The 18,802-nt window shown below is 71.6% G+C and carries 18 protein-coding genes; 5 read left to right on the plus strand and 13 right to left on the minus strand.

The annotated features are described in order from the left end of the window. The first annotated feature begins 6 nt into the window (after positions 1-6). The 3 genes from A3CQ_RS0131115 to A3CQ_RS54750 all read left to right on the plus strand — a co-directional run bounded on the left by A3CQ_RS0131115 (position 7) and on the right by A3CQ_RS54750 (position 4,712). Positions 7-1,581, plus strand: a complete 1,575-nt coding sequence (locus A3CQ_RS0131115) for a fibronectin type III domain-containing protein (protein ID WP_040433247.1) — start codon at positions 7-9, stop codon at positions 1,579-1,581. 92 nt (positions 1,582-1,673) lie between these two features. Continuing rightward, positions 1,674-3,251, plus strand: coding sequence for a GGDEF domain-containing protein (locus A3CQ_RS0131120; protein WP_020514869.1), 1,578 nt, complete (start codon positions 1,674-1,676; stop codon positions 3,249-3,251). Between the two features lie 42 nt (positions 3,252-3,293). Continuing rightward, on the plus strand, positions 3,294-4,712 hold the full coding sequence (locus A3CQ_RS54750) for an MFS transporter (RefSeq protein WP_051115400.1): 1,419 nt from the start codon (positions 3,294-3,296) through the stop codon (positions 4,710-4,712). Here A3CQ_RS54750 and A3CQ_RS61800 read toward each other — a convergent pair. The 8 genes from A3CQ_RS61800 to A3CQ_RS0131165 all read right to left on the minus strand — a co-directional run bounded on the left by A3CQ_RS61800 (position 4,709) and on the right by A3CQ_RS0131165 (position 10,711). Then, the gene (locus A3CQ_RS61800) at positions 4,709-5,266 is read right to left on the minus strand and encodes a collagen-like protein (protein ID WP_026206385.1); all 558 of its coding nucleotides are present in this window, start codon (positions 5,264-5,266) and stop codon (positions 4,709-4,711) included. The genes A3CQ_RS54750 and A3CQ_RS61800 overlap by 4 nt on opposite strands. Further along, positions 5,266-5,538 carry a collagen-like protein gene (locus tag A3CQ_RS61805; protein ID WP_020514871.1) on the minus strand — a complete coding sequence of 91 codons (273 nt, stop codon included), beginning with the start codon at positions 5,536-5,538 and terminating at the stop codon, positions 5,266-5,268. The genes A3CQ_RS61800 and A3CQ_RS61805 overlap by 1 nt, the downstream gene beginning before the upstream one ends. Next, on the minus strand, positions 5,535-5,969 hold the full coding sequence (locus A3CQ_RS0131140; protein ID WP_020514872.1) for a MarR family winged helix-turn-helix transcriptional regulator: 435 nt from the start codon (positions 5,967-5,969) through the stop codon (positions 5,535-5,537). The genes A3CQ_RS61805 and A3CQ_RS0131140 overlap by 4 nt, the downstream gene beginning before the upstream one ends. Further along, positions 5,966-7,510, minus strand: coding sequence for an MDR family MFS transporter (locus A3CQ_RS54765; protein ID WP_020514873.1), 1,545 nt, complete (start codon positions 7,508-7,510; stop codon positions 5,966-5,968). Before A3CQ_RS54765 ends, A3CQ_RS0131140 begins: the two co-directional genes overlap by 4 nt. 61 nt (positions 7,511-7,571) lie before the next feature. Further along, positions 7,572-8,087 carry a VOC family protein gene (locus A3CQ_RS0131150; RefSeq protein WP_020514874.1) on the minus strand — a complete coding sequence of 172 codons (516 nt, stop codon included), beginning with the start codon at positions 8,085-8,087 and terminating at the stop codon, positions 7,572-7,574. Positions 8,088-8,165: 78 nt separating this feature from the next. Next, positions 8,166-8,603, minus strand: a complete 438-nt coding sequence (locus A3CQ_RS57870) for a hypothetical protein (RefSeq protein ID WP_157296568.1) — start codon at positions 8,601-8,603, stop codon at positions 8,166-8,168. Between the two features lie 32 nt (positions 8,604-8,635). Then, positions 8,636-9,319, minus strand: coding sequence for an RNA polymerase sigma factor (locus A3CQ_RS0131160; RefSeq protein WP_084699303.1), 684 nt, complete (start codon positions 9,317-9,319; stop codon positions 8,636-8,638). A 15-nt stretch (positions 9,320-9,334) separates the two neighbouring features. After that, complete coding sequence (locus A3CQ_RS0131165; protein WP_020514877.1) at positions 9,335-10,711, minus strand: S8 family peptidase; 1,377 nt, start codon at positions 10,709-10,711, stop codon at positions 9,335-9,337. 272 nt (positions 10,712-10,983) lie between these two features. Here A3CQ_RS0131165 and A3CQ_RS0131170 point away from each other — a divergent pair, with 272 nt between their 5' ends. Both A3CQ_RS0131170 and A3CQ_RS0131175 read left to right on the plus strand, forming a co-directional pair. Then, positions 10,984-13,413 (plus strand): CHAT domain-containing protein, encoded by a 2,430-nt coding sequence (locus A3CQ_RS0131170; protein WP_157296570.1) that lies wholly within the window; start codon positions 10,984-10,986, stop codon positions 13,411-13,413. Positions 13,414-13,544: 131 nt separating this feature from the next. Continuing rightward, positions 13,545-13,955 (plus strand): hypothetical protein, encoded by a 411-nt coding sequence (locus A3CQ_RS0131175; RefSeq protein ID WP_020514879.1) that lies wholly within the window; start codon positions 13,545-13,547, stop codon positions 13,953-13,955. Between the two features lie 10 nt (positions 13,956-13,965). Here the strand turns inward: A3CQ_RS0131175 and A3CQ_RS0131180 are convergent, their stop codons facing one another. The 5 genes from A3CQ_RS0131180 to A3CQ_RS59510 form a co-directional block, all read right to left on the minus strand. Next, a complete protein-coding gene (locus tag A3CQ_RS0131180; RefSeq protein ID WP_020514880.1) occupies positions 13,966-14,742 on the minus strand; it encodes an AfsR/SARP family transcriptional regulator in 777 nt (258 codons plus the stop codon). 37 nt (positions 14,743-14,779) lie between these two features. Continuing rightward, entirely contained in the window at positions 14,780-15,382 is a 603-nt protein-coding gene (locus A3CQ_RS0131185) for an adenylate/guanylate cyclase domain-containing protein (protein WP_020514881.1), read from the minus strand. A gap of 135 nt (positions 15,383-15,517) precedes the next feature. Then, entirely contained in the window at positions 15,518-16,681 is a 1,164-nt protein-coding gene (locus tag A3CQ_RS0131190) for a MalY/PatB family protein (RefSeq protein ID WP_020514882.1), read from the minus strand. Continuing rightward, positions 16,681-17,331: an endonuclease/exonuclease/phosphatase family protein gene (locus A3CQ_RS63125; RefSeq protein WP_020514883.1), complete on the minus strand. Its 651-nt coding sequence runs from the start codon at positions 17,329-17,331 to the stop codon at positions 16,681-16,683. The genes A3CQ_RS0131190 and A3CQ_RS63125 overlap by 1 nt, the downstream gene beginning before the upstream one ends. Then, on the minus strand, positions 17,243-18,778 hold the full coding sequence (locus A3CQ_RS59510) for a phosphatase PAP2 family protein (protein ID WP_020514884.1): 1,536 nt from the start codon (positions 18,776-18,778) through the stop codon (positions 17,243-17,245). Before A3CQ_RS59510 ends, A3CQ_RS63125 begins: the two co-directional genes overlap by 89 nt. Positions 18,779-18,802: the final 24 nt, after the last annotated feature.

An 18,802-nucleotide genomic window follows, 5' to 3' on the forward strand; every position in this document is an offset into this window, starting at 1 on the left:
GGACACATGTCCCCCGCCGCCCCCCTTGCCGAGCTCACCCAGCGCGCGCAGTCTCTGTCGTCCGCTGGTGACCTCGTCGGCGCGCGACGGGTGCTGGCGGGCGTGCTCGATCCCGCCGACGCCGCCGATCCTCGCACGGCCGACGCCGATCTCGCGCTGGCCGCCGCCCTGCACGCGCGCATTCTCATCGCGCTCGGCGACGCGCACGGCGCCCGGCTCTGGGCGAGCTTCGCGCACGAGGCCGAGGAACGGCTGCACGGCCCGCGCGACGAGCGCACGCTGGCCGCCGCCGCCACACACGCGGCCGTCCTGCAGCGGGTGGGTCACTACGGCCGGGCCGCGCAGGTCTACGAGCGTCTGGTCGCGCTGCTGACCGAGATGGACGGTCCCGACTCGCCCCGGGTGCTGGCGGCCGAGGCCGACCTGGCCACCGCCGAGCACGCGGCCGGCCACTGCACCTCGGCCCGGTCCCGGCTCACCGGCGCGTGGGTGCGCCACCGGCACCGCCACGGCGACGCCTCCCCGGCCGGCATCAAGATGCTGGCCCGGCTCGGCGCGATGGAACGCGAGTGCGCCCGCGACGCCGAGTCCGCCGAGCACCTCGCGCTCGCCCAGGAACTGTGCGCGCGGTACCTGCCCGCCGACCACCCGCTCGTGCGGCAGGTCGCGGCGCTCGCGGTCGCCCCCGCCACCGGCCGGCACGTGTGCGGCCGCGTCGCCCAATCGGCAGGCCCGCAGTCGGCCGGCCCGCAGTCGGCAGGCCCGCAGTCGGTGCCGTTCCCGCGCCGGCCGACCGTGCCCGACCCCGAGCAGGGCGGCGACTTCCCGCCGGAGGACGCATTGCGCCCGCCGCCCGACAACCGGCCCACCGACCCGAACGGCACGGTCTACCAGCAGCCGCTCTACCTGGCCGACGTGGCCCAGGCGCCGGGTGACCTCACCGGCCGGCACGCGCGCGCCGACACCCCGCCGCCGCTGCCCGGCCGGGGCGTCCCCGATTACGGGCCCGACGGCCGGCCGCAGCCGATCGGGTCGGCGCGGGCCACGACGCTGGCGACCCCGCCGAACTCGGAGCGCCTGCTGCCGGTGCGCACCGACGTGCCCGCGCCGCCCCGGCGCCGCCAGCCGTTCCTGCTGGTCGCCGTGCTGATCGCGGGCATCGCGGTGGCCATCGCCATCGTGGCGCTGACCCTGCCCGACGCGAACGGCGCCACCGGCGCGCAGCCCACGGCTCCCCCGGCCACCGCGCCCTCGGCCGCCCCCTCCGCGGCGGCGTCGCCGTCACATGCCACCTCCCCGGTCCCGACCGGCGACCCGGGCGCGCCCACCCAGGTCAAGTTGCGCGACAACCACGACAGCGTCTCGCTCACCTGGGTCTACCCGAAGGGCGCCGAGGGCCCGGTGCTGGTCTCGGGCGGGCGCAGCGGGCAGCCGGTGCGGGCGTTCCAGCAGCTCCCGGCCGGTTCGACCGACTACATCGTGTACGGGCTGAACGAAAGCCTGAACTACTGCTTCACCGTCTCGGTGGCGTACTCGACGGACAAGATCCCGGCGTCCGCCCCCGTCTGCACCAAGCGCTGATTCACACCCTTTTCGCAACCGTCCGAGACCGTTCCTGCTCCGTGGCCCGCCCACACTGATTCGTCACGGCCCCCGGCAGGAAGCAGGAACGAGTGACGACGAAGGCGGCGGAGCGCGACCACGCCCTGGTCCACGACGCCGCGGCGCGTGCGGCGGCCCTGCTCGAGCTGGAGATGCGCGGGGTGTCGGCGTTCCGCACGGTGCGCGCTCCCGCCCTCGAGGCGCGGCGGGTCGCCGAGGAGGCCGGCGACGAGGACGCGCTGCAGCGCGCCAACGTGCTGCTCTCCGACGTGTTGCTCCGCGAGGGCCGGGTCGGCGAGGGCGGCCGGCTGGCCCACCAGGCGCTGGCCTGGGCCGAGCGGCACGACAGCCCGTACGTCATGGCCCGCGCCCACCGCGAGCTCTCGATCTTCTACCGGCTCGTCGGGGACATCTCGGACGCGCTCACCCACGGCGTGCAGTGCGTGGCCAACCTGACCGACGACGTGCCGCCGGGCATCCGCGCCCGGCACCTGATGACCTTCGCCGTGGCGCTCGACGACAGCGGCACGACCGAGGAGGGCGACCGCCGCTACCGCGAGGCGCTGGTCATCGCCGAGGAGCAGGGCGACCAGGAGCTCGCGCTGCTGATCCTCAACAACATGACCTATTCGGCGTACGAGAACGGGGACGAACCCGCGGCCCGCGAGCTCGCCGAGCGGATGCGGGCCGTCTCGGCGTCCTCGGGCCGGCGGCTCGCGGCCAACGAGCTGGACACGGTGGCCCGGGTCGAGATGATGGGCGACCGGTTCGACTCGGTCGAGGCGGCGCTGGCCGGCATTCTCGACGGCCGGATCCTGGTCAACGAGGGCGACGCCGCCGCCGAGTGCATGCTCACGCTGGCCGAGGCGCGGCGGCTCGACGGCCGGTACGCCGACGCGCAGGTGGCGCTCGACCGGGCTATTCGCGAGTGCGAGAGCAACGGGCTGGCCCGGCTGCGGGCGCGTGCCCGGCAGGAGCAGGCCGCGCTGCACGCCGCGGCCGGGGACTACCGGAGGGCGTACGAGGAGCATCTGCTCTTTCACGCGGATGCGTCGGCGCTGCACTCGGCGCAACGCGAGTCCCGGGCTCGCGCCATGCAGGCCGTCTTCGAGGCCAACGAGGCGCGCCGGGCCAGCGAGCACTTCCGCGAGATGGCGCACCGGGACGCGCTGACCGGCCTGTACAACCGCCGCTACGTCAACGAGCGGCTGCCGGCGCTGCTGGCCGAGGCCGCCGCCAAGCACGGCCCGATCTCGCTGGCGATCGCCGACCTCGACCACTTCAAGCGCATCAACGACACGCTGTCGCACTCCACCGGCGACACCGTGCTGCAGCACATCGGCACGCTGCTGCAGGAGGCCGCGACCGGCCCGGTGATCGCGGCCCGGATGGGCGGCGAGGAGTTCCTGCTGATCTTCCCGGGGATCGACGGCGCCGAGGCCACCCGTCGCTGCGAACTGCTGCGGCTGCGGATCCGCACGCACGGCTGGCAGCCGGTGACCGGGCCGTTGCCGGTGACGACCAGCATCGGGGTGACCACCGCCCTCGACGGGCGGGCCACGGTGTCGGCATTGCTGTCGCAGGCCGACCGGAACCTGTACGCGGCCAAGCGCGCCGGCCGTGACCGGGTGGTCGCCGACCTCGCCTGAGGTCTTGTTTTGGCGGCTTGACCGCGGGGAAACTCGGCAGCTGTGGTGAATCGCTGGCGCGCTATGAGCGTGGCCCTGGTCGCGGCCTTCATGACCCTGCTCGACGTGAGCATCGTGAACGTCGCGCTCCCCTCGATCCAATCCGATCTGCACCTGAGCGCCGGCGAACTGCAGTGGGTGCTCTCCGGCTACGCGCTGACGTTCGGCCTGATCCTGGTGCCGGCCGGCCGGTTCGGCGACGCCCGCGGCCGCCGCGACGTCTTCATCGCCGGCCTCGCGCTGTTCACGCTGGCCAGCGCGGCCGCCGGGCTCGCCACCGGACCGCTGTGGCTGGTCGTCGCGCGGCTCGTGCAGGGGGCCGCGGCCGGCGTGGTCAACCCGCAGGTCTCCGGGTTGATCCAGCAGCTGTTCGAACCGGCCGAGCGAGGCCGTCCGTTCGGGCTGCTGGGCGCCGTCATCGGCATCTCGACCGCGGTCGGCCCACTCCTCGGCGGCCTGCTCATCCAGGTCTTCGGCGCCGAGGAGGGCTGGCGCTGGATCTTCTACATCAACGTGCCGATCGGCGCCGCCGCGATCGTGCTGAGCTACCGCTGGATCCCGAAACGGCCGCGCGAGCAGCGGGAACGGGAGAGCCTCGACCCGGTCGGCGTGCTGCTGCTCGGCGTCGGGGTCGTCCTGCTGCTCCTGCCGCTGGTGCAGGAGCGGGAGTGGCACGGCTCGGCCAAGTGGCTGCTCGCGGTCGCCGGCGCGGGGATCCTCGCGTTCTTCGTCTGGTGGGAGCGGCGGTACGAGCGGCACGCCACCTCGCTCGTCGACCTGGCCCTGTTCCGGGTGCGGTCGTACGCGCTCGGCGCCCTGGTCGGCCTGCTCTACTTCGGCGGCTTCACCTCGATCTTCTTCACCTACACGCTGCTGCTGCAGAGCGGCCTGCACTACACGGCGCTCGAGGCCGGCCTGGCCATCACCCCGTTCGCGCTCGGCTCGGCGGCCGGCTCGGCGATCGGCGGCCGCCTGGTCGGCCGGTACGGCCGCCCGCTGGTGGTGGCCGGGCTGGTGCTGGTGGTCGTCGGCCTGGTCGCGGTCGTGCTGGCGCTGCACTACGTGCCCGGCCACGGCGCCGGCTGGGCCACCGCGATCCCGTTCCTGGTCGCCGGCATCGGCAGCGGTTTCGTGATCGCCCCGAACCAGACGCTCGCGCTGGCCGAGGTACCGGTGCGCCGGGCCGGCAGCGCGGGCGCGGTGCTGCAGACCGGCCAGCGCATCGGCACGGCGGTCGGCATCGCGGCGGTCGGCTCAATGTTCTTCAACCGCCTGGCCTTCCACAACGGCAGCTGGGACCTGGCCTTCCGCGACTCGCTGTGGGTGACCATCGGCTTCGTGGTGGTCGCCCTGATCGCCGCGACCTGGGACATGGTCGCGCCCACCCACTCCGTCGAAGCCCCGAGGCCGCAGAGCGCCTAACCGACGACCCGCACCGACCAGTCGCATTCGGAGTTGACTTCGAGCCAGTGGGTGCCCGAGCCGTAGACGGGTGTGCTGTCCGCCCCGCCGGTGTCGAGCTCGTTCACCAGGACGTCCTCGCCCGAACCATCACTGGCGTCGTAGAGGTCGACGATGAAGTTGCCGCGGTAGCCGAAGCTCGAGCAGTCGTAGGCGTACTCCAGCGTCCACGTGCCGCCGGTGGTGAAGGTGACGGACTTCTTGATGCCGCTGCCCGAGAATTCCAACAGCGTCGAGGGCGTGTACGCCTGGCCCGCCGGTCCCTGCGGACCGGTCGCGCCCCGCTCGCCCTTGTCGCCCTGCGGGCCCCGGGCGCCGGCCGGTCCCGTGGGGCCTGCCGAACCGGCGACGCCGGTCGGACCCGGCACCCCCGGCGCGCCCGGCGCACCCGCCGGTCCGGCGGCCCCGGCCGGACCGGCCTCGCCCGCGGACTGGTTGATCACGCCACCGGTCAGCGCGCCGGCGAAGACGGCGCTGAGCACCAGGGTGCCGATCTTCACCCAATGCATGGCCATCAGCCGTCCGCGCCCTGCGGGCCCCGCGCGCCGCGGTCGCCCTTCGGACCCTGCGGCCCCTTCGGCCCGGTGTCGCCCTGCGCGCCGGCCGGCCCGACCGGGCCGGCCGAGCCCTCGATCCCCGGCACGCCCTGCACACCCGGCCGGCCCTGGGGCCCACGCTCCCCGGCCGGGCCGCGCAGACCCGCGAAGACCATCCCGATGGTCGTCACGGTGGCGATGACCAGCCAGACGGCGCCCAGGATGACCAGCAGGCGCCGCCGCCCGGTCAACCCCGTGGGATCGCGTTGAACCGGGCGAGCAGTGCGGTCAGCGTCCGGACGTCCTCGTCGGGCCAGGCGTCGAGATTGCGGCGCATGCGCTCGCGGCGGGCGTCGCGGACGCTCGCCATCCGGCTCCGGCCCTTCTCGGTGAGGGCGACCAGGTGTGCGCGGCCGTCGGCGGCGTCGGGCAGGCGCTCGATCAGGCTCAGCGACTCCAGGGACTTGAGCTGCCGGGTGATGGTCGCCTTGCCGACGCCCACCTGGTCGGCCACGTCGCTGGGCCGCTGTGGGCCATCCCAGAGCAGAGCCAGCAGCCCGTACGCGGCGGAGTCGAGCTCCGGGTGCACCTCGCGGCTGAGCCGTTCCGAGGCGGCGCGGGCACGGCGTACGAAAATGGCGAACTCGCGCTCGAGCGCCGCGTAGGGCGGGTCGCCGGTCATTTCGCCTCGTCGAGCTGGTGCGAGGTGCGCAGCGGCACCTCCTTGATGAACAGGATGCAGAGCAGGGCGAGCAGCGCGAACGGCACCGTGTACAGGAACAGGTTGCCGGTGGCGTGCCCGTACGCATCCTCCACGACCGCCCGGATCGGCGCGGGCAGGTCGGCCAGGCGCGGCACCGAGGATCCACCCGCGGTGTGTACGCCGAGCTGAGCCAGCCCGTCCCGGGTGTACTGGACGACCTGCGACGCGAGCACCGCCCCGAGAGCGGAGACGCCGATCGTGCCGCCGAGCGACCGGAAGAACGAGACCGAGGTGCTCGCCGCGCCCAGCTCCTGCAACCGCACCTGGTTCTGCACGGCCAGCACGAGGTTCTGCAGGGTCGTGCCCAGGCCGACGCCGAGCAGCGTCATCCCCGCCGCGAGCCACCAGTACGGGGTGTCGTCGCGGGTGAACCCGAGCAGCGCGAGCCCGGCGGCGACCAGCACCGCGCCGCTGACCAGGAACGGCTTCCAGCGGCCGGTGGCGGTGATGACCCGGCCGGACAGTCCCGAGGCGAGGGCCAGCCCGAGAATCATCGGCAGCGCCAGCAACCCGGCCACGGTCGGCGACTTGTCCTTGGAGAGCTGGAAGTACTGGCTCAGGAACGTCGTGCCCGAGTACAGCCCGACGCCGATCACCAGGCCGCCGACGATGGCGAGCACCACCGTACGGTTGCGGAACAGCCACAACGGCAGGATCGGCTCGGCGGCCCGCCGCTCGACCAGCACGAAGACGACCGCGAGCAGGAGCGCGCCGCCGACCATGGCCGCGCTCGCCGCGGAGACCCAGGCGTACTTGTCGCCGGCGAAGGTCACCCAGACCAGCAACAACGACGCGGCCGCGGTGATCAGCGCGGCGCCGGCCCAGTCGACCCGCACATTCCGCTTGAGTACGGGCAGGTGCAGTGTCTTCTGCAGCAGGAGCATGGCGATGATCGCGAACGGCACGCCCACGAAGAAGCACCACCGCCAGCCGAGCCAGCTCGTGTCGACGATGACCCCGCCGATCAGCGGCCCCGCGCTCGTCGCCACCGCCAGCACCGCGCCGAGGTATCCGGAGTACCGGCCGCGCTGCCGCGGCGTGATCATCGTCGCCATGATCACCTGGGTGAGAGCGAGCAGCCCGCCCGCGCCGACGCCCTGCAGCGCGCGGGCCGCGATCAGCAGCGCGGAGCCGGCGGCCAGCCCCGAAAGCACCGAGCCGGCCGTGAAGATGATCAGGCCGAGCTGGATGAGCAGCTTCTTGCTGACCAGGTCGGCCAGCTTGCCCCAGATCGGGCTGGAGACGGTCGTGGTCAGCAACGTCGCGATGATCACCCAGGTGTAGACGCTCTGCCCCGCGTGCAGGTCGGCCACGATCGTCGGCAACGCGTTCGTGACGATCGTCGACGACAGAATCGCCACGAACATCCCCATGTACAGCCCGGAGAGCGCCTGCAGGATCTGCCGGTGCGACATCGGCGCGGTCCCCGACCGCGACTTGGCGTCGTCCACGACCGTCATGCGCCACTCCCCCTGTTGATTGCCCCGGGCAACTATAGGATCACTCCGTTGCCCCGGGCAATCAAGTCAGCGGGCGGCTGACCACACCCTCGGCGCGGCCACTCAACTCCCGGTCCAGCGTCTCCTGCGCGACGCGCATGGCCTCGGCGTACACCGGCTCCGAAAGGCGCCGCATGCCCTCCTCGGGCGCGACGTCCTCGACCACCGCGCTGATCCACCAGATGTTGTCCCACGGGTCCCGCACGCGACCCCCGCGCTGGCCGAACGCGTGCGTGGCCGACGCGGTCACGACGCGGGCGCCGGCCGCAACCGCCCGCTCCATCGCCGCGTCGGCGTCCTCGACGAAGACCCGCAGCAGCGACGGCATGGCCGGCCAGTCCTTCTGCCGATCGAACGCGAGCAGGACCGTGTCCCCCACCCGAATCTCGGCGTGCCCGATCGTCCCGTCCTCGAGCTGCACCCGACCCAGCTCCACCCCGCCGAACACCTCGGCGACAAAGTCCAGCAACGCCCCGGTGTCAGGCGTGACAACCCACGGCGCGACGCTCGTGTACCCGGCGGGTGCGGCGCTGTCCATGCTCGTTCTCCTCGGTGTCGTGACGGCTTTCGCCCACCGTAGGACGCATTCAGGCCAGTTCCTGTCCGCAACCCTTTTTCAGCCTGCGAGCGGATTGAGCCTGATCCAGTCCGTGACCATGCTGCCGGTTCCGGTCTCCAGGCGTAGGCGGCACATCTTGTCCGGGACCGGCAGGATGATGAAGAAGCCGAGGTCGTCGGCTTGAAACGTGGTGGACTCGCCGTCGACGTCGTCGAGAACGATCTGTCCCGGTCCGGGCGGGATGATCTGTCCAAGTGCCCGGTCATCCTGGACCTCGAGCTCTACGGACAGTGGTGTGGCGGTAAACACCAGCGTCCGGGGCTCGTTGCCGCTGGTTCGGTGCGCCGAGCCGGGTGCGAGCAGCGAGTCGAAGGTGAGCGAGGCCCGGATCAGATCCTGGTCGATGGTTCGCCAGCTGTACGCGCCGCGGCCGAACGCAGCTACCCGGTCGGTGAGCGGGTCAACGCTGCGGATCGCCTCGGCGAGGTCGGCCATCAGGGCGTCGTCGTCTCGCCATGGGTGGGTCATCATCGATCACCAATTTCCGGGCTGGCAGCGTTCGCCTCCGGCGGCGCTGGGTGCTGCAGTGCGTGGGCAACATTCCTGGACGAAACCGGGCCGCGTGAGACATCGGACAGGTGGCGGCGTATCGGCTCAGTTCGACGCAGCCGCTCCAACGCGCGGGCCCGGGTGGGGCCGATGCTTCCGATCGGAATGCCGGTTCGGGCGCTGATGTCGGCGTAGGCCAGCGGTGGGTCTTCGGAGAGCAGCTGCAGAAGCATCCGCTGCCGTAGCGGCAGCTCGGCGAATCCGGAGAGCAATGCGTCTCGCCGTTCGCTCCGGATCAGCTCCTCGTCGGGATTCTCGTAGGTCGCGTGGTTCAACAACTTCGAGTCGGCCGGATCATGCGGAACAGTGCGCCGCCGCGCGGCCATCAGGCGGAATCCTTCCCGGCGGGCGGTGGTCGCCAGCCACGAGGGCAGGCCTTCCGGCTCGCGGATCTCGGCGATGTGCTCGACGAGCCGCAGCCACACGGCCTGGGCGACGTCCTCGGCCTCGGGTGTGGACAGTCGAAGCCGGAAGCAGACCCCGGTCAGCAACGGGGAATATCGCTGCACCAGTTCGTCCCAAGCGTCGTGATCACCACATCGCGCCTCTCGGACCAGACTGCCGATGGACGCGCTACCCGTGCTCAGGGCAGGTGGGGCCATGGGAGACTCCTTCCGTCAGCACTCCGCGCACTCGTCACAGCACCGATGCCGGTCCTTTTCCTTACCGCCCGGAGGTGTATGGCAGCGACGATGCCGGTGACAATCGCAATGGATGTGGCAGCGTGCCTGATCCGGGTACAGCACCGGCCCGACGCCGGGTATCCGCTGTGCTCGCGCACACTCGAGCAGTGTCCGGGCGGCTTGCTGGCCGCTCTCTTCCGTGCTGCTCATCCGGGCCGCGATCAACCCAGCGACGATCGGGGTGGAGAAGCAGGTGCCGCTCCACTCCGCCAGTCCGGTGAAGTCCGCCGTCGCTCCGGGTGGATCAAGGTATGTGTAGTGCCCCGTCGTCAGTGCGTTGACCAATCCTTCGCCGGGTGCGTAGACGTCGACCCACCGCCCATAGTTGCTGAAGTCGGCGCGCTGGTCTCCGGTGGCGTTGAGGGCGCCGACCCCGATCACCCAGGAACAGGCGGCGGGGAATTCTGGCGTCTGGCTGGAGTCGTTCGCCGCCGGCGCCAGGAAGGCGAGCCCCTTGATGTGCTGAATCTGCTTCTCGTAGAGAACGTCGAAGCAGAGCGGGCTGCGCTGGTCGATGGTTTCGGTCGCGAAGGTCATCACCATGACGTCGGGCCGGTGGGCCAGCGCCTGGGAAATCTGCGCGCTCAGGGCGGACGAGAACGCGGCCCCGTTGTCGACCAGGGTGGGTTCGCCGTTGAAGATGGAAACCGCGCCCTCGACAAAGAGAGTGGCACGTGGAGCGATTGCTCGCACCGTGCCCGCGACGAAGGTGCCGTGCCCGCCGTAGTGCTCGATGGTCCGGTCATCCTTGATCATCTGGTCCCGGTCGCCGTACACGCCGACCGACAACCAATGATGCTGCGCATAGTCCGGGGCGAGGCCGGAGTCCACGATGCTGACCACGACACCCCGGCCGGTGAAGGCACCCCCGGCCGCCGCGATCGGAGGAACCGGTTCACCATCGACGACCGGAACGGGCTCGGATGCGGGACAAGGGTGGCTGGCGCACACCATGAGGTAGTCCAGGTCGATCATGCGACTGCCCACCCGCCGGTTCAAGGCCCTGACCACGTCCGGAGCCGATCCATCGGTCGACAACAGAGTCATCCGGACCAGGCCGGGGAACACCACGAGCTGGCTGCGTCCGTCCTCGTTGGCGCCCGGGGAACCGTCGTACCCCTCGGGGCTGGGGGCAGGCAGTGCGTTCACCACCGTGTCGACGTCCTCTTCGCGAACCAGGATGGTGCCTTCGCGATACAGGAGCTGAGGGCTTTGTCCTGACCCCGGCTCATGCGGGGGAAGGGCCGCGGCGCCGGTCGTGCTCAATATGAAGTCGATCTCCGCGTCGAGCCCTGGCGTCGAGCGTGTCATCTGAGTCTCCTGTCAGCGTCCCGTCTTGGCGGGTGTGGGCCGTAAGCGCCTATGAATAGGATCAGCGAGTGTCCGGCGCTGATACGGCTGATTTTTTGATAGCTGACAGTGATCGATTGCTCGCCATGGCATTGGCCCGCCCTCACGAAGCGCTGGCACAGGCCACGGCCTGGCTCGCCGTCCGCCCATCCGCACTCCGGGCGGCGGTGGCCCACCAGGCCATCGGAGTCGTCCAACGCGATTTTGGCAACCTCGACGAAGCAATCCGACACTTGCGAACCGCTCTGCGCTTGGCGGGCCGGGCGGGCGACCGGGCCAGAGCCGCCGACATCCAGGCCAGCCTGGGTGTCGCCCTGGTCATGGCCGGCCGAACCCGGCAGGGACTACGAGCACTCGACACGGTGATCCGTGATGCCATCGCCGACGGTCTCGGCCGCGAAGCCATCGGACGCCTGCTCATCCGCCGGGTGTGGGTGTTGTGGTCGATCGGCCGCTACCAGGAGGCGCTGACCGACGCCGATCGAGCCGTGATGCTGCTCCGCGGCACCGATCCGGTCTGGGAAGCCAGGGCGTACGACCATCGCGCCACCACGCAGCTCGCTCGCGGCGCGGTCGACCGGGCCGACCGTGACTACGCACACTCCGAGGTCCTGTTCAACAAGATCGGACAACGCTTGGAGTACGCCGACACGCGCCGGGCCCGCGCGGCCATAGCGTTCGCACGGGGCGATCTTCCGACCGCGCTGGCGATGCTGGACGATGCCCGGCAAATAGTCGACGACCTCGAGGTGTTCGAGCCGGAACTGCATCTGACCAGGTGCGCCGCATTGCTGGCGGCCGGGCTTGCCCGGGAAGCGGCCGACGAGATCGAGGCCGCCGTCGAGCGCAGCCGCCGGCAAGGAGGATCAGCGACCCGGCGAGCGGAGCTGCTGACCGCGGCATCGACCGCGGCGCAAGCTGTCGGTGACTACGAAACGGCCACGAGCCGAGCGGACGAAGCGTTGCGCCTGCTGCGCCGCCAAGCACGACCGCAATGGGCCGGCCGCGCGGAGCTGGCGCTACTCACCGCCCGTCACTCCGCCGGCGCTCAACCCGGCGACCTGCTCCGGCGAGCCGACCGGCTGGCCGGACGTCTGGAACGGACCCACCTGCCCGCGGCCGAGGCCCACTTCCTGGCCGGACAACTCGCCCTGCACGCCGGCCAGATCGCCGAGACCGACCGCCACCTCGCCACCCCGGCCTCCGGACGCGGCGGCGACCTCCAGCGACAAGTCCTGCGTTGGCACGCCCGGGCCCTCCTCGCACTCGCGCATCGCGACAGCCGGACCATGCTCGTCGCCTGCCGGCAGGGGCTGGCGCTGATCGACCAGTACCTCGGGACCCTGGGAGCGACGGAGCTGCGGGCCCAGGCCACCAGGCACGGGACCGAGCTCGCCAACCTCGCGCTGCGGCACGCCATCCGCCGGGCGGACCCCTGGCAGGTTCTGCGCTGGAGCGAACGGTGGCGAGCCGTCGCGTTGGCCGTGCCACCCGTTCGCCACAAGACCGACCCGCTCCTTGCCGCCGACCTGACGGCGCTGCGGCACCTGGTCAGCCGGCTCGACTCGGCCTCCGCACCCGGGCGAATCCCGGCGGCGTTGCAGGTGGAGCGGCGGCGACTGGAGGCCGCCGTCCGGCGGCGTGTGCTGCACACGTCGGCCGTGGCCCAGCCCCGCCGGCTCACCGGCCGCGCATCGGTCGGCCGAGACCTCGACCGGGTGCAGTTGATCGAGGTGATCGACCTCGACGAGCAGTTGTACGTCCTGGTCGTCCGCAACGGGCGAGCGGAATTGGTCGAAGTCGGGCCTACAGCCGCGGCCGAGCGGGCCTTGGAGCACACCCTGTTCTCGCTCCGGCGAGCCTCCCGGAACCGTCGTGCTCACGACCACCCGGCTCAGGGCACCACCGATCTGGAGCAGGTCGGCGCCCGGTTGGAACGGGTCCTGCTCGGCTCGAGCACCTCGGCGCTCGGGCCCGAGACTGTGGTCATCGTCCCGACCGGCCGGCTGCACGCCATCCCCTGGGCGATGCTGCCCTCGCTCCGGGACCGCGACTTCACCGTCGCCCCATCCGCGAGCACCTACGTACGGGCCCGGGACACCGTCCCGGCGAGCGAGCGGGTCGTCCTGGTCGGTGGCCCGAACCTGTCGACCGGCGCCGACGAGGTGCTCGCTCTGGCCCAGCGATACCCCGACGCCATCGTGCTGACCCATGGCGAGGCCACGGTCGAACGAGTGCTGGCCGCGGCCGACGGTGCCGGGCTCGTCCACATCGCGGCGCATGGAACCTTCCGGGCCGACAGTCCCTCGTTCTCGGCACTGGAGCTCGACGACGGCCCGCTCACCGTCTACGACCTGGAAGGGCTTCACCGGGCACCACACCACGTCGTGTTGTCCAGCTGCGACTCCGCTGTGGGCGCGCCGTCCGGAGCCGATGAACTGCTCGGCATCGTCACGGCACTGATCTCGCTCGGGTCGGCCGGAGTCCTGGCCAGCGTGGTTCGGGTCGACGACCCCAGCACCGTGCCACTCATGGTCGACCTGCACCACCACCTGCGACAAGGAGCCGGACTCTCCCAGGCGCACCTGCGAGCCCGGCAGGCCGCTCGCTCCGACCCCGCCCGGAGGATCGCGGCCGACTCCTTCATCGCGCTGGGGGCCTGAACCCGGAGTCCTCGTGGCCTGCGGCTACGTCGCCGCGCTCGCCGGGCCGACTATGCGTGGATTAAGCGCCGAATAGGTGCGGGCCGGTTACCTGTCTCCGTCAGATCCGGAATACCAGGGGGGACCGCACCATGACCACTACCACGACCGCGAACGCCGAAGACGCGGCCATCAAGCTGCTCTACGCCGCCGCCCAGGGCACCGACTTCACCGTCGGCGTGCTGGACCCGGGCACGCCGTTCGACGTCATCGCCGACGTCGAGATCGGCGAGAACCTGAACGAGAATGTCGACGAGCACCTGATCCGGGTGTCGATCGTCAACCTCAGCTCCGCCGCCCGCATCGCCTTCAACGATCTGAAGGCGACGCTCACGCCGCAGAACAACACGCCGCGGCGGGAGCGTCTGAGGGTGCCGTTCGGCGCGCTCGTCAACGCCGACCCCGGTGACGTCATCCAGGCGATCGGCAACTACAAGGTGACCGCGGGGGCCAACACCGACGTCTCCACCGCGTTCAGCGCCACCTTCACCGTTGGTGGCTGACCACGGCGAATCACGCCGGCTGGGGCATCCGCTCCGGCCGGCGCAGCCGTTCGTAAAGATCGGTCGTCTCGGCCGCCGGGCGTACCCGCAAATCGGCCCACAGCGTGGTGACCAGCTCGTGATATTGCAACAGGGCCAGGTGACGCAGGCCGGTCACCGCATAGCACAGCATCAGCGTTCGGTGGGCGCCCTCGTTGCACGGGTCGTCGCTCAGGATCCGCCGGGCCAGGGCCGCCGCGGCGCCGTGCTCGCCACGCCCGGTGTGGAGCTGGAGCAAGCGGCTCTGCGCTTCGAGGGCGACGGCGCGCAAGGCCTCACGCCGGGGTGCGGCCCATTCCGCGTACGGCCGGTCGGCGAGAAACTCCCCGCGCAGCAGCAGCCCGGCCGACTCGTACTGCCGCAACGCCTCGGCGGAGTCGCCGCCGCCGTCCGCCCGCCGCCCGGCCCGGCAGCGCCGCTCGAACTCGTCGGCGTCGATCCACACCTCGGCGGCGGGAGCGATCCGGTACCCCGCGCCCGACCGCTCGATCACCGGCTCGGCCGACGCCTCCCGCAGCGTCTTGCGCACCCCGGCCAGCACGACGTGCAGCCGGTTACGTCCGGCGGCCGGCCGGGCCCGCGGCCAGAAGGTGTCGACGAGTACGTCCCGCTGGACGGCGGCCTTCCGGTGCAGCAGCAGGTAGAGGATCAGATCCCGGCCGTGCCGGCTGGGCGTTTCGACAAGCCGGCCGTTGACGATCACCTGGACATCACCGAGCAGGTACGCCCGTATCCGAATCCCATGCATGGTGGGAAGACCCCGTCCCGTCTCGGCCTGATACAGATCACACCTGCTGCATCGACGGCCAGGTGGCGCCGTGCACGACGAGTTCCTGCGCCATGCCCTTCAACCGCGCGTGCACGATCGTGGTGAAACCGTCCGCCCAGGTTTTGAGGATCCGTTCCCCGCCGCGCCGGGCGGCCTGCGGACCCACGTACACCGTGCTCGGTCCGGCCAGGTCGCACAGCCGAGCCGCCACCGTCACCGCACGTCCCCACACCCCGAACTTCGCGGATTGCCACGGCGGGCTGACCAGCACCTCGCCACACTCGACACCCACATGCGCCGGCAGGCTCAGGGGCGCGTTCCCACCGACGCGCACCACCATCAGGCCCGCCTGCACGGCGCGTTCCACCTCGTCGTCGGCCGTTGTCCGAGCCGACGCCGGGCCCAGGCCGAAGACCGCCATGAACCCGTCGCCCAGGACCTGCTGGATCATTCCCCCGTACTCCGTGACCAGCAGCGCGAGCTCGTCCAACACCGGCGCCACGCGCTCGTAGACCGTCTCCGGCGGCGCGGATTCGACCAGAGCGGTGAATCCGCTCAAGTCGACGAAGAGCACGGCGACGTGCCGCCGTTCCAGGCCCGTCCGATCGCGAATCGACATCAACCCTTGCATCGGTCCCCCTCACCCGAGTCAATCGGTTCCCCCACCCGAGTTACAGGTGATGGAGTTCGGGGATCCACGTGCTGATACACCTCGGCGGAATGTCTGTCCGAAGGTCGGGCAACTCCACCGGCGTCACTCCGGGGGTGTCGAGGACGAGAGACGGCGGACGGCCTCGGTGATCAGGGCGGGTGAGGTGCCGAGATTGAGGCGGGCGTGCCCGGCGCCGCCGGTTCCGAAGGCCGGGCCGGAGCTGAGCGCGACCCGGCCGCGTTCGAGGAAGACCGCGGCCGGATCGTCGCCGAGGCCGAGGGCGCGGCAGTCGAGCCAGGCGAGGTACGTGGCCTCGCCGGGGCGGTAGCGGACCAGCGGCAGATGCTCGGCCAGCAGGGCGGCGAGCAGCCGGCGGTTCTCGTCGAGGCCGGTGAGCAGATCGTCGAGCCAGTCCGTGGCGTGGCGGAGGGCGGCGATGTGCGCGATCACCCCGAGGTGGCTCGGGCCGGACCTCACCCACCAGGGAAGACGGGCGAGGTCGCCGGTGGCGTCGGGACCGGCGACGGCGAGGGCGGCCTTGAGCCCGGCCAGGTTCCACGCCTTGGACGCGGACAGCACGGAGAAGGCGTTCTCGGCGCCGGGGACGCTCAGGTACGGCACGAACGCCGCGCCGGGCAGAACCAGCGGCGCGTGGATCTCGTCGGCGACGACCCGGACCCGGTGGCGGCCGGCGAGGGCGGCGACCGTGGCCAGCTCGTCGGCGGTGTGCACGACGCCGGTCGGGTTGTGCGGGCTGCACAGGAGGTACGCCGGCCGGGGACCGTGGGTCGCGGCCTCCCGGAACGCCTCCCGCAGGGCGTCGGGGTCGATCCGGCCGTCCGCGCCGAGCGGTGCTTCCACCACCGGCCGGCCGGTGTGCCGTACGAAATCGTAGAAGGGCATGTAGACCGGGCAGTTGACGACGACGGCGTCCGTGCGCCCGCAGATCACGTCGAGGACTTCGAGGATGCCGTTCATGACGTCGGGGACCATGGTGGCGCGGTCCACGGCGAGGCCGTCCCAGTCCCACCGGGTACGAGCGAAGTCGGCGAACGCCCGGGCGTAGCCGTCACCGGCCGGGTAGCCGGTGTCGCCGCGCCGGGCAGCGTCGGTGATCGCGTCGACGATCGGCTCGGCCAGCGGCACGTCCATCTCGGCGACGAACATCGGCAGCACGTCGCTCGGGTAGGCCCGCCATTTCTCGCTGGTCCGGGTCCGCAGCTCCTCGAGCGAGAGTTGGCGCAGCGGGTTGGCCCGGGAGCGCATCAGGCGTCGAGCTCGACGCGGACCGGGTAGTGGTCCGAGGCGTACTCGATCTCGTTGCCTCTCAGGACCTGGACCTCCCGCACCTGCTCGGCCACCGCGGGGGTGCCGAAGACGTAGTCGAGGCGCATCGGGAGGAACGCGTCGCCCACGTCGCCGGTGGTGGGCACCGTGAGCCCGGAGCCGACCCCGGCCTTCCGCCACAGATCGACCAGCCCGGCCCGGTCGAAGGCCGCGATCGCCCGCCGGTCGTCGCGGTCCTGCGCGTCCGGCGGAGCGTCGTCGAAGGGGCTGAGACCGTTCATGTCGCCGGCGATCAGGGCCCGGCCGCGGCGACCGTAGCGGGCCGCCAGCCAGGTCGCCTCGCGGTAGCGGCGGTAGGCGGACCACGGGTTGAGGTGGGTGCTGACCAGCGTGAGCCTGCCCGTGGTGACCGCGGCCGCGGCGTGGTGCAGCCGCCAGGTCACCGTGTCGGTGCGGTCGATGCACAAGGGCGGCCGCACGAGCACGGCCACCGCCTGGCCGAAGCGGGACGGCGCCAGATGGGCCGTCATCCCGAGCGCGTCAGCGAGCGTCGCGATGCGTTGCCGGTCGAAGCCGCGTAGCTCCTGCAGAGCCAGCAGGTCGGGCGACTCGCGCCGGATCACCGTCACGATCGCGTCGAGACGGTCGCCGCCGCCGATCAGAATGTTCCAGGTCAGCAAGCGCATGGTGAGAGACCTCCGCGTTCGGGCGGACCGTCCACCACAGGACCGACAGCCAGCACGCGGCCAGCAGCACCGCGCCGAGCACGTCCGTGGGGTGGTGCATGCCACGGTACATGCGGGAGATCGCCACCCCGGCCGGCATCACGACAACCGGGACCAGGAACAGCCAGCGCCACCAGCGGTCGAAGCGGGGGATCGCGATCAGGGCGATCGCCGTCCACAGGCAGATCGTGGCCGCGATGTGTCCCGAGGGGAACGACGACGTGGGTAGCTGTCCGTCCAGATGCTGCGCCTCGGGGCGAGGGCGGCCGGTCGCGGCGGACGTGGCCAGGAACAGGGTGAGCTCGCCGACCATCGCCAGCGCCAGGAACAGCACCGGGCGCCAGCGCCGCCACAGGGCCAGCGCCAGGGCGCAGAACACCAGCGACACGGCGAGGATCGCGTGCGAGTCGCCGGCCTTGCTCCACAGGCGGCTCAGCTCGTCCAGCCGCGGGGTGCGGAAGGTCTGCAGCCAGCGCGGGAAGGCGTCGTCGAAGCCCGGCGTCCAGCGCGTCACCGCCCACCCGAGCAGGAACAGCGCGCCGAACGTGAACACCCAGCCGACCAGGATCTCGGCGCCCTTCGCCCACGGATGCGGCAGGATCTTCCCCTCGTCGGGAGCCGGTTCGAGGTCGCCGGCGGCTTCCGGTTCGAGGCCTTCCGCCAGCGAGGTGGTGGGTTTCCCCGCTTCGCGGCGCCAGACCCGGAACGCGTACGCCGTGACGGCCACCCAGGCGAGACCCAGGAGCCAGCCGGCGATCACGTCGGAGAGGTAGTGCACGCCGAGCGCGATGCGGCTCAGGCCGATGGCGAAGACGAGCAGCGCCGCGGCGGCCACGAACCAGCGCCGCCACCCGTAGTGCACCAGCGAGAGGAAGACCAGCGTGAGCGCGCCATAGACGATCGTCGAGCCGAGCGTGTGCCCGCTCGGGAAACTGTTGCCCCGGCCGTACGCGATCGGGTCGGCGACGACCGGCCGCACCCTCCCGACCAGCGCCTTCAGCGACGGGTCGAGCACGGCCGCACCGAGGCCGGTGACCGCCAGGAAGATCGCGAGCCGGATCCGGCGTCGGATCAGCAGCAGGACGACCACGACGACCGTGAGCGGCCACAGCCAGCCGGGCCCGCCGACGGTCGAGATGCCCTTGAAGACGGCGACCGCGGCCGGGTGCGGGGAGATCAGGGCGTTGAGCCGGTCGTCGAGCTGCTGGTCGAGCCGCAGCATCGGCGCCCAGTGGGTACGCACGAGCAGCAGCAGGACGGCGAAGCCGAGGCCGGCCGCGACCACCGCTGCCAGGCCGAGCACGCTGCGCTCGGCGAAATGCCAGCCGGTCCGTTTCTCGACGACTCTCATTCGGCCGAGGTACCCACCTCGCCC

Source organism: Paractinoplanes globisporus DSM 43857 (assembly GCF_000379645.1).
In the GTDB taxonomy this organism is placed as follows: Bacteria; Actinomycetota; Actinomycetes; order Mycobacteriales; family Micromonosporaceae; genus Actinoplanes; species Actinoplanes globisporus.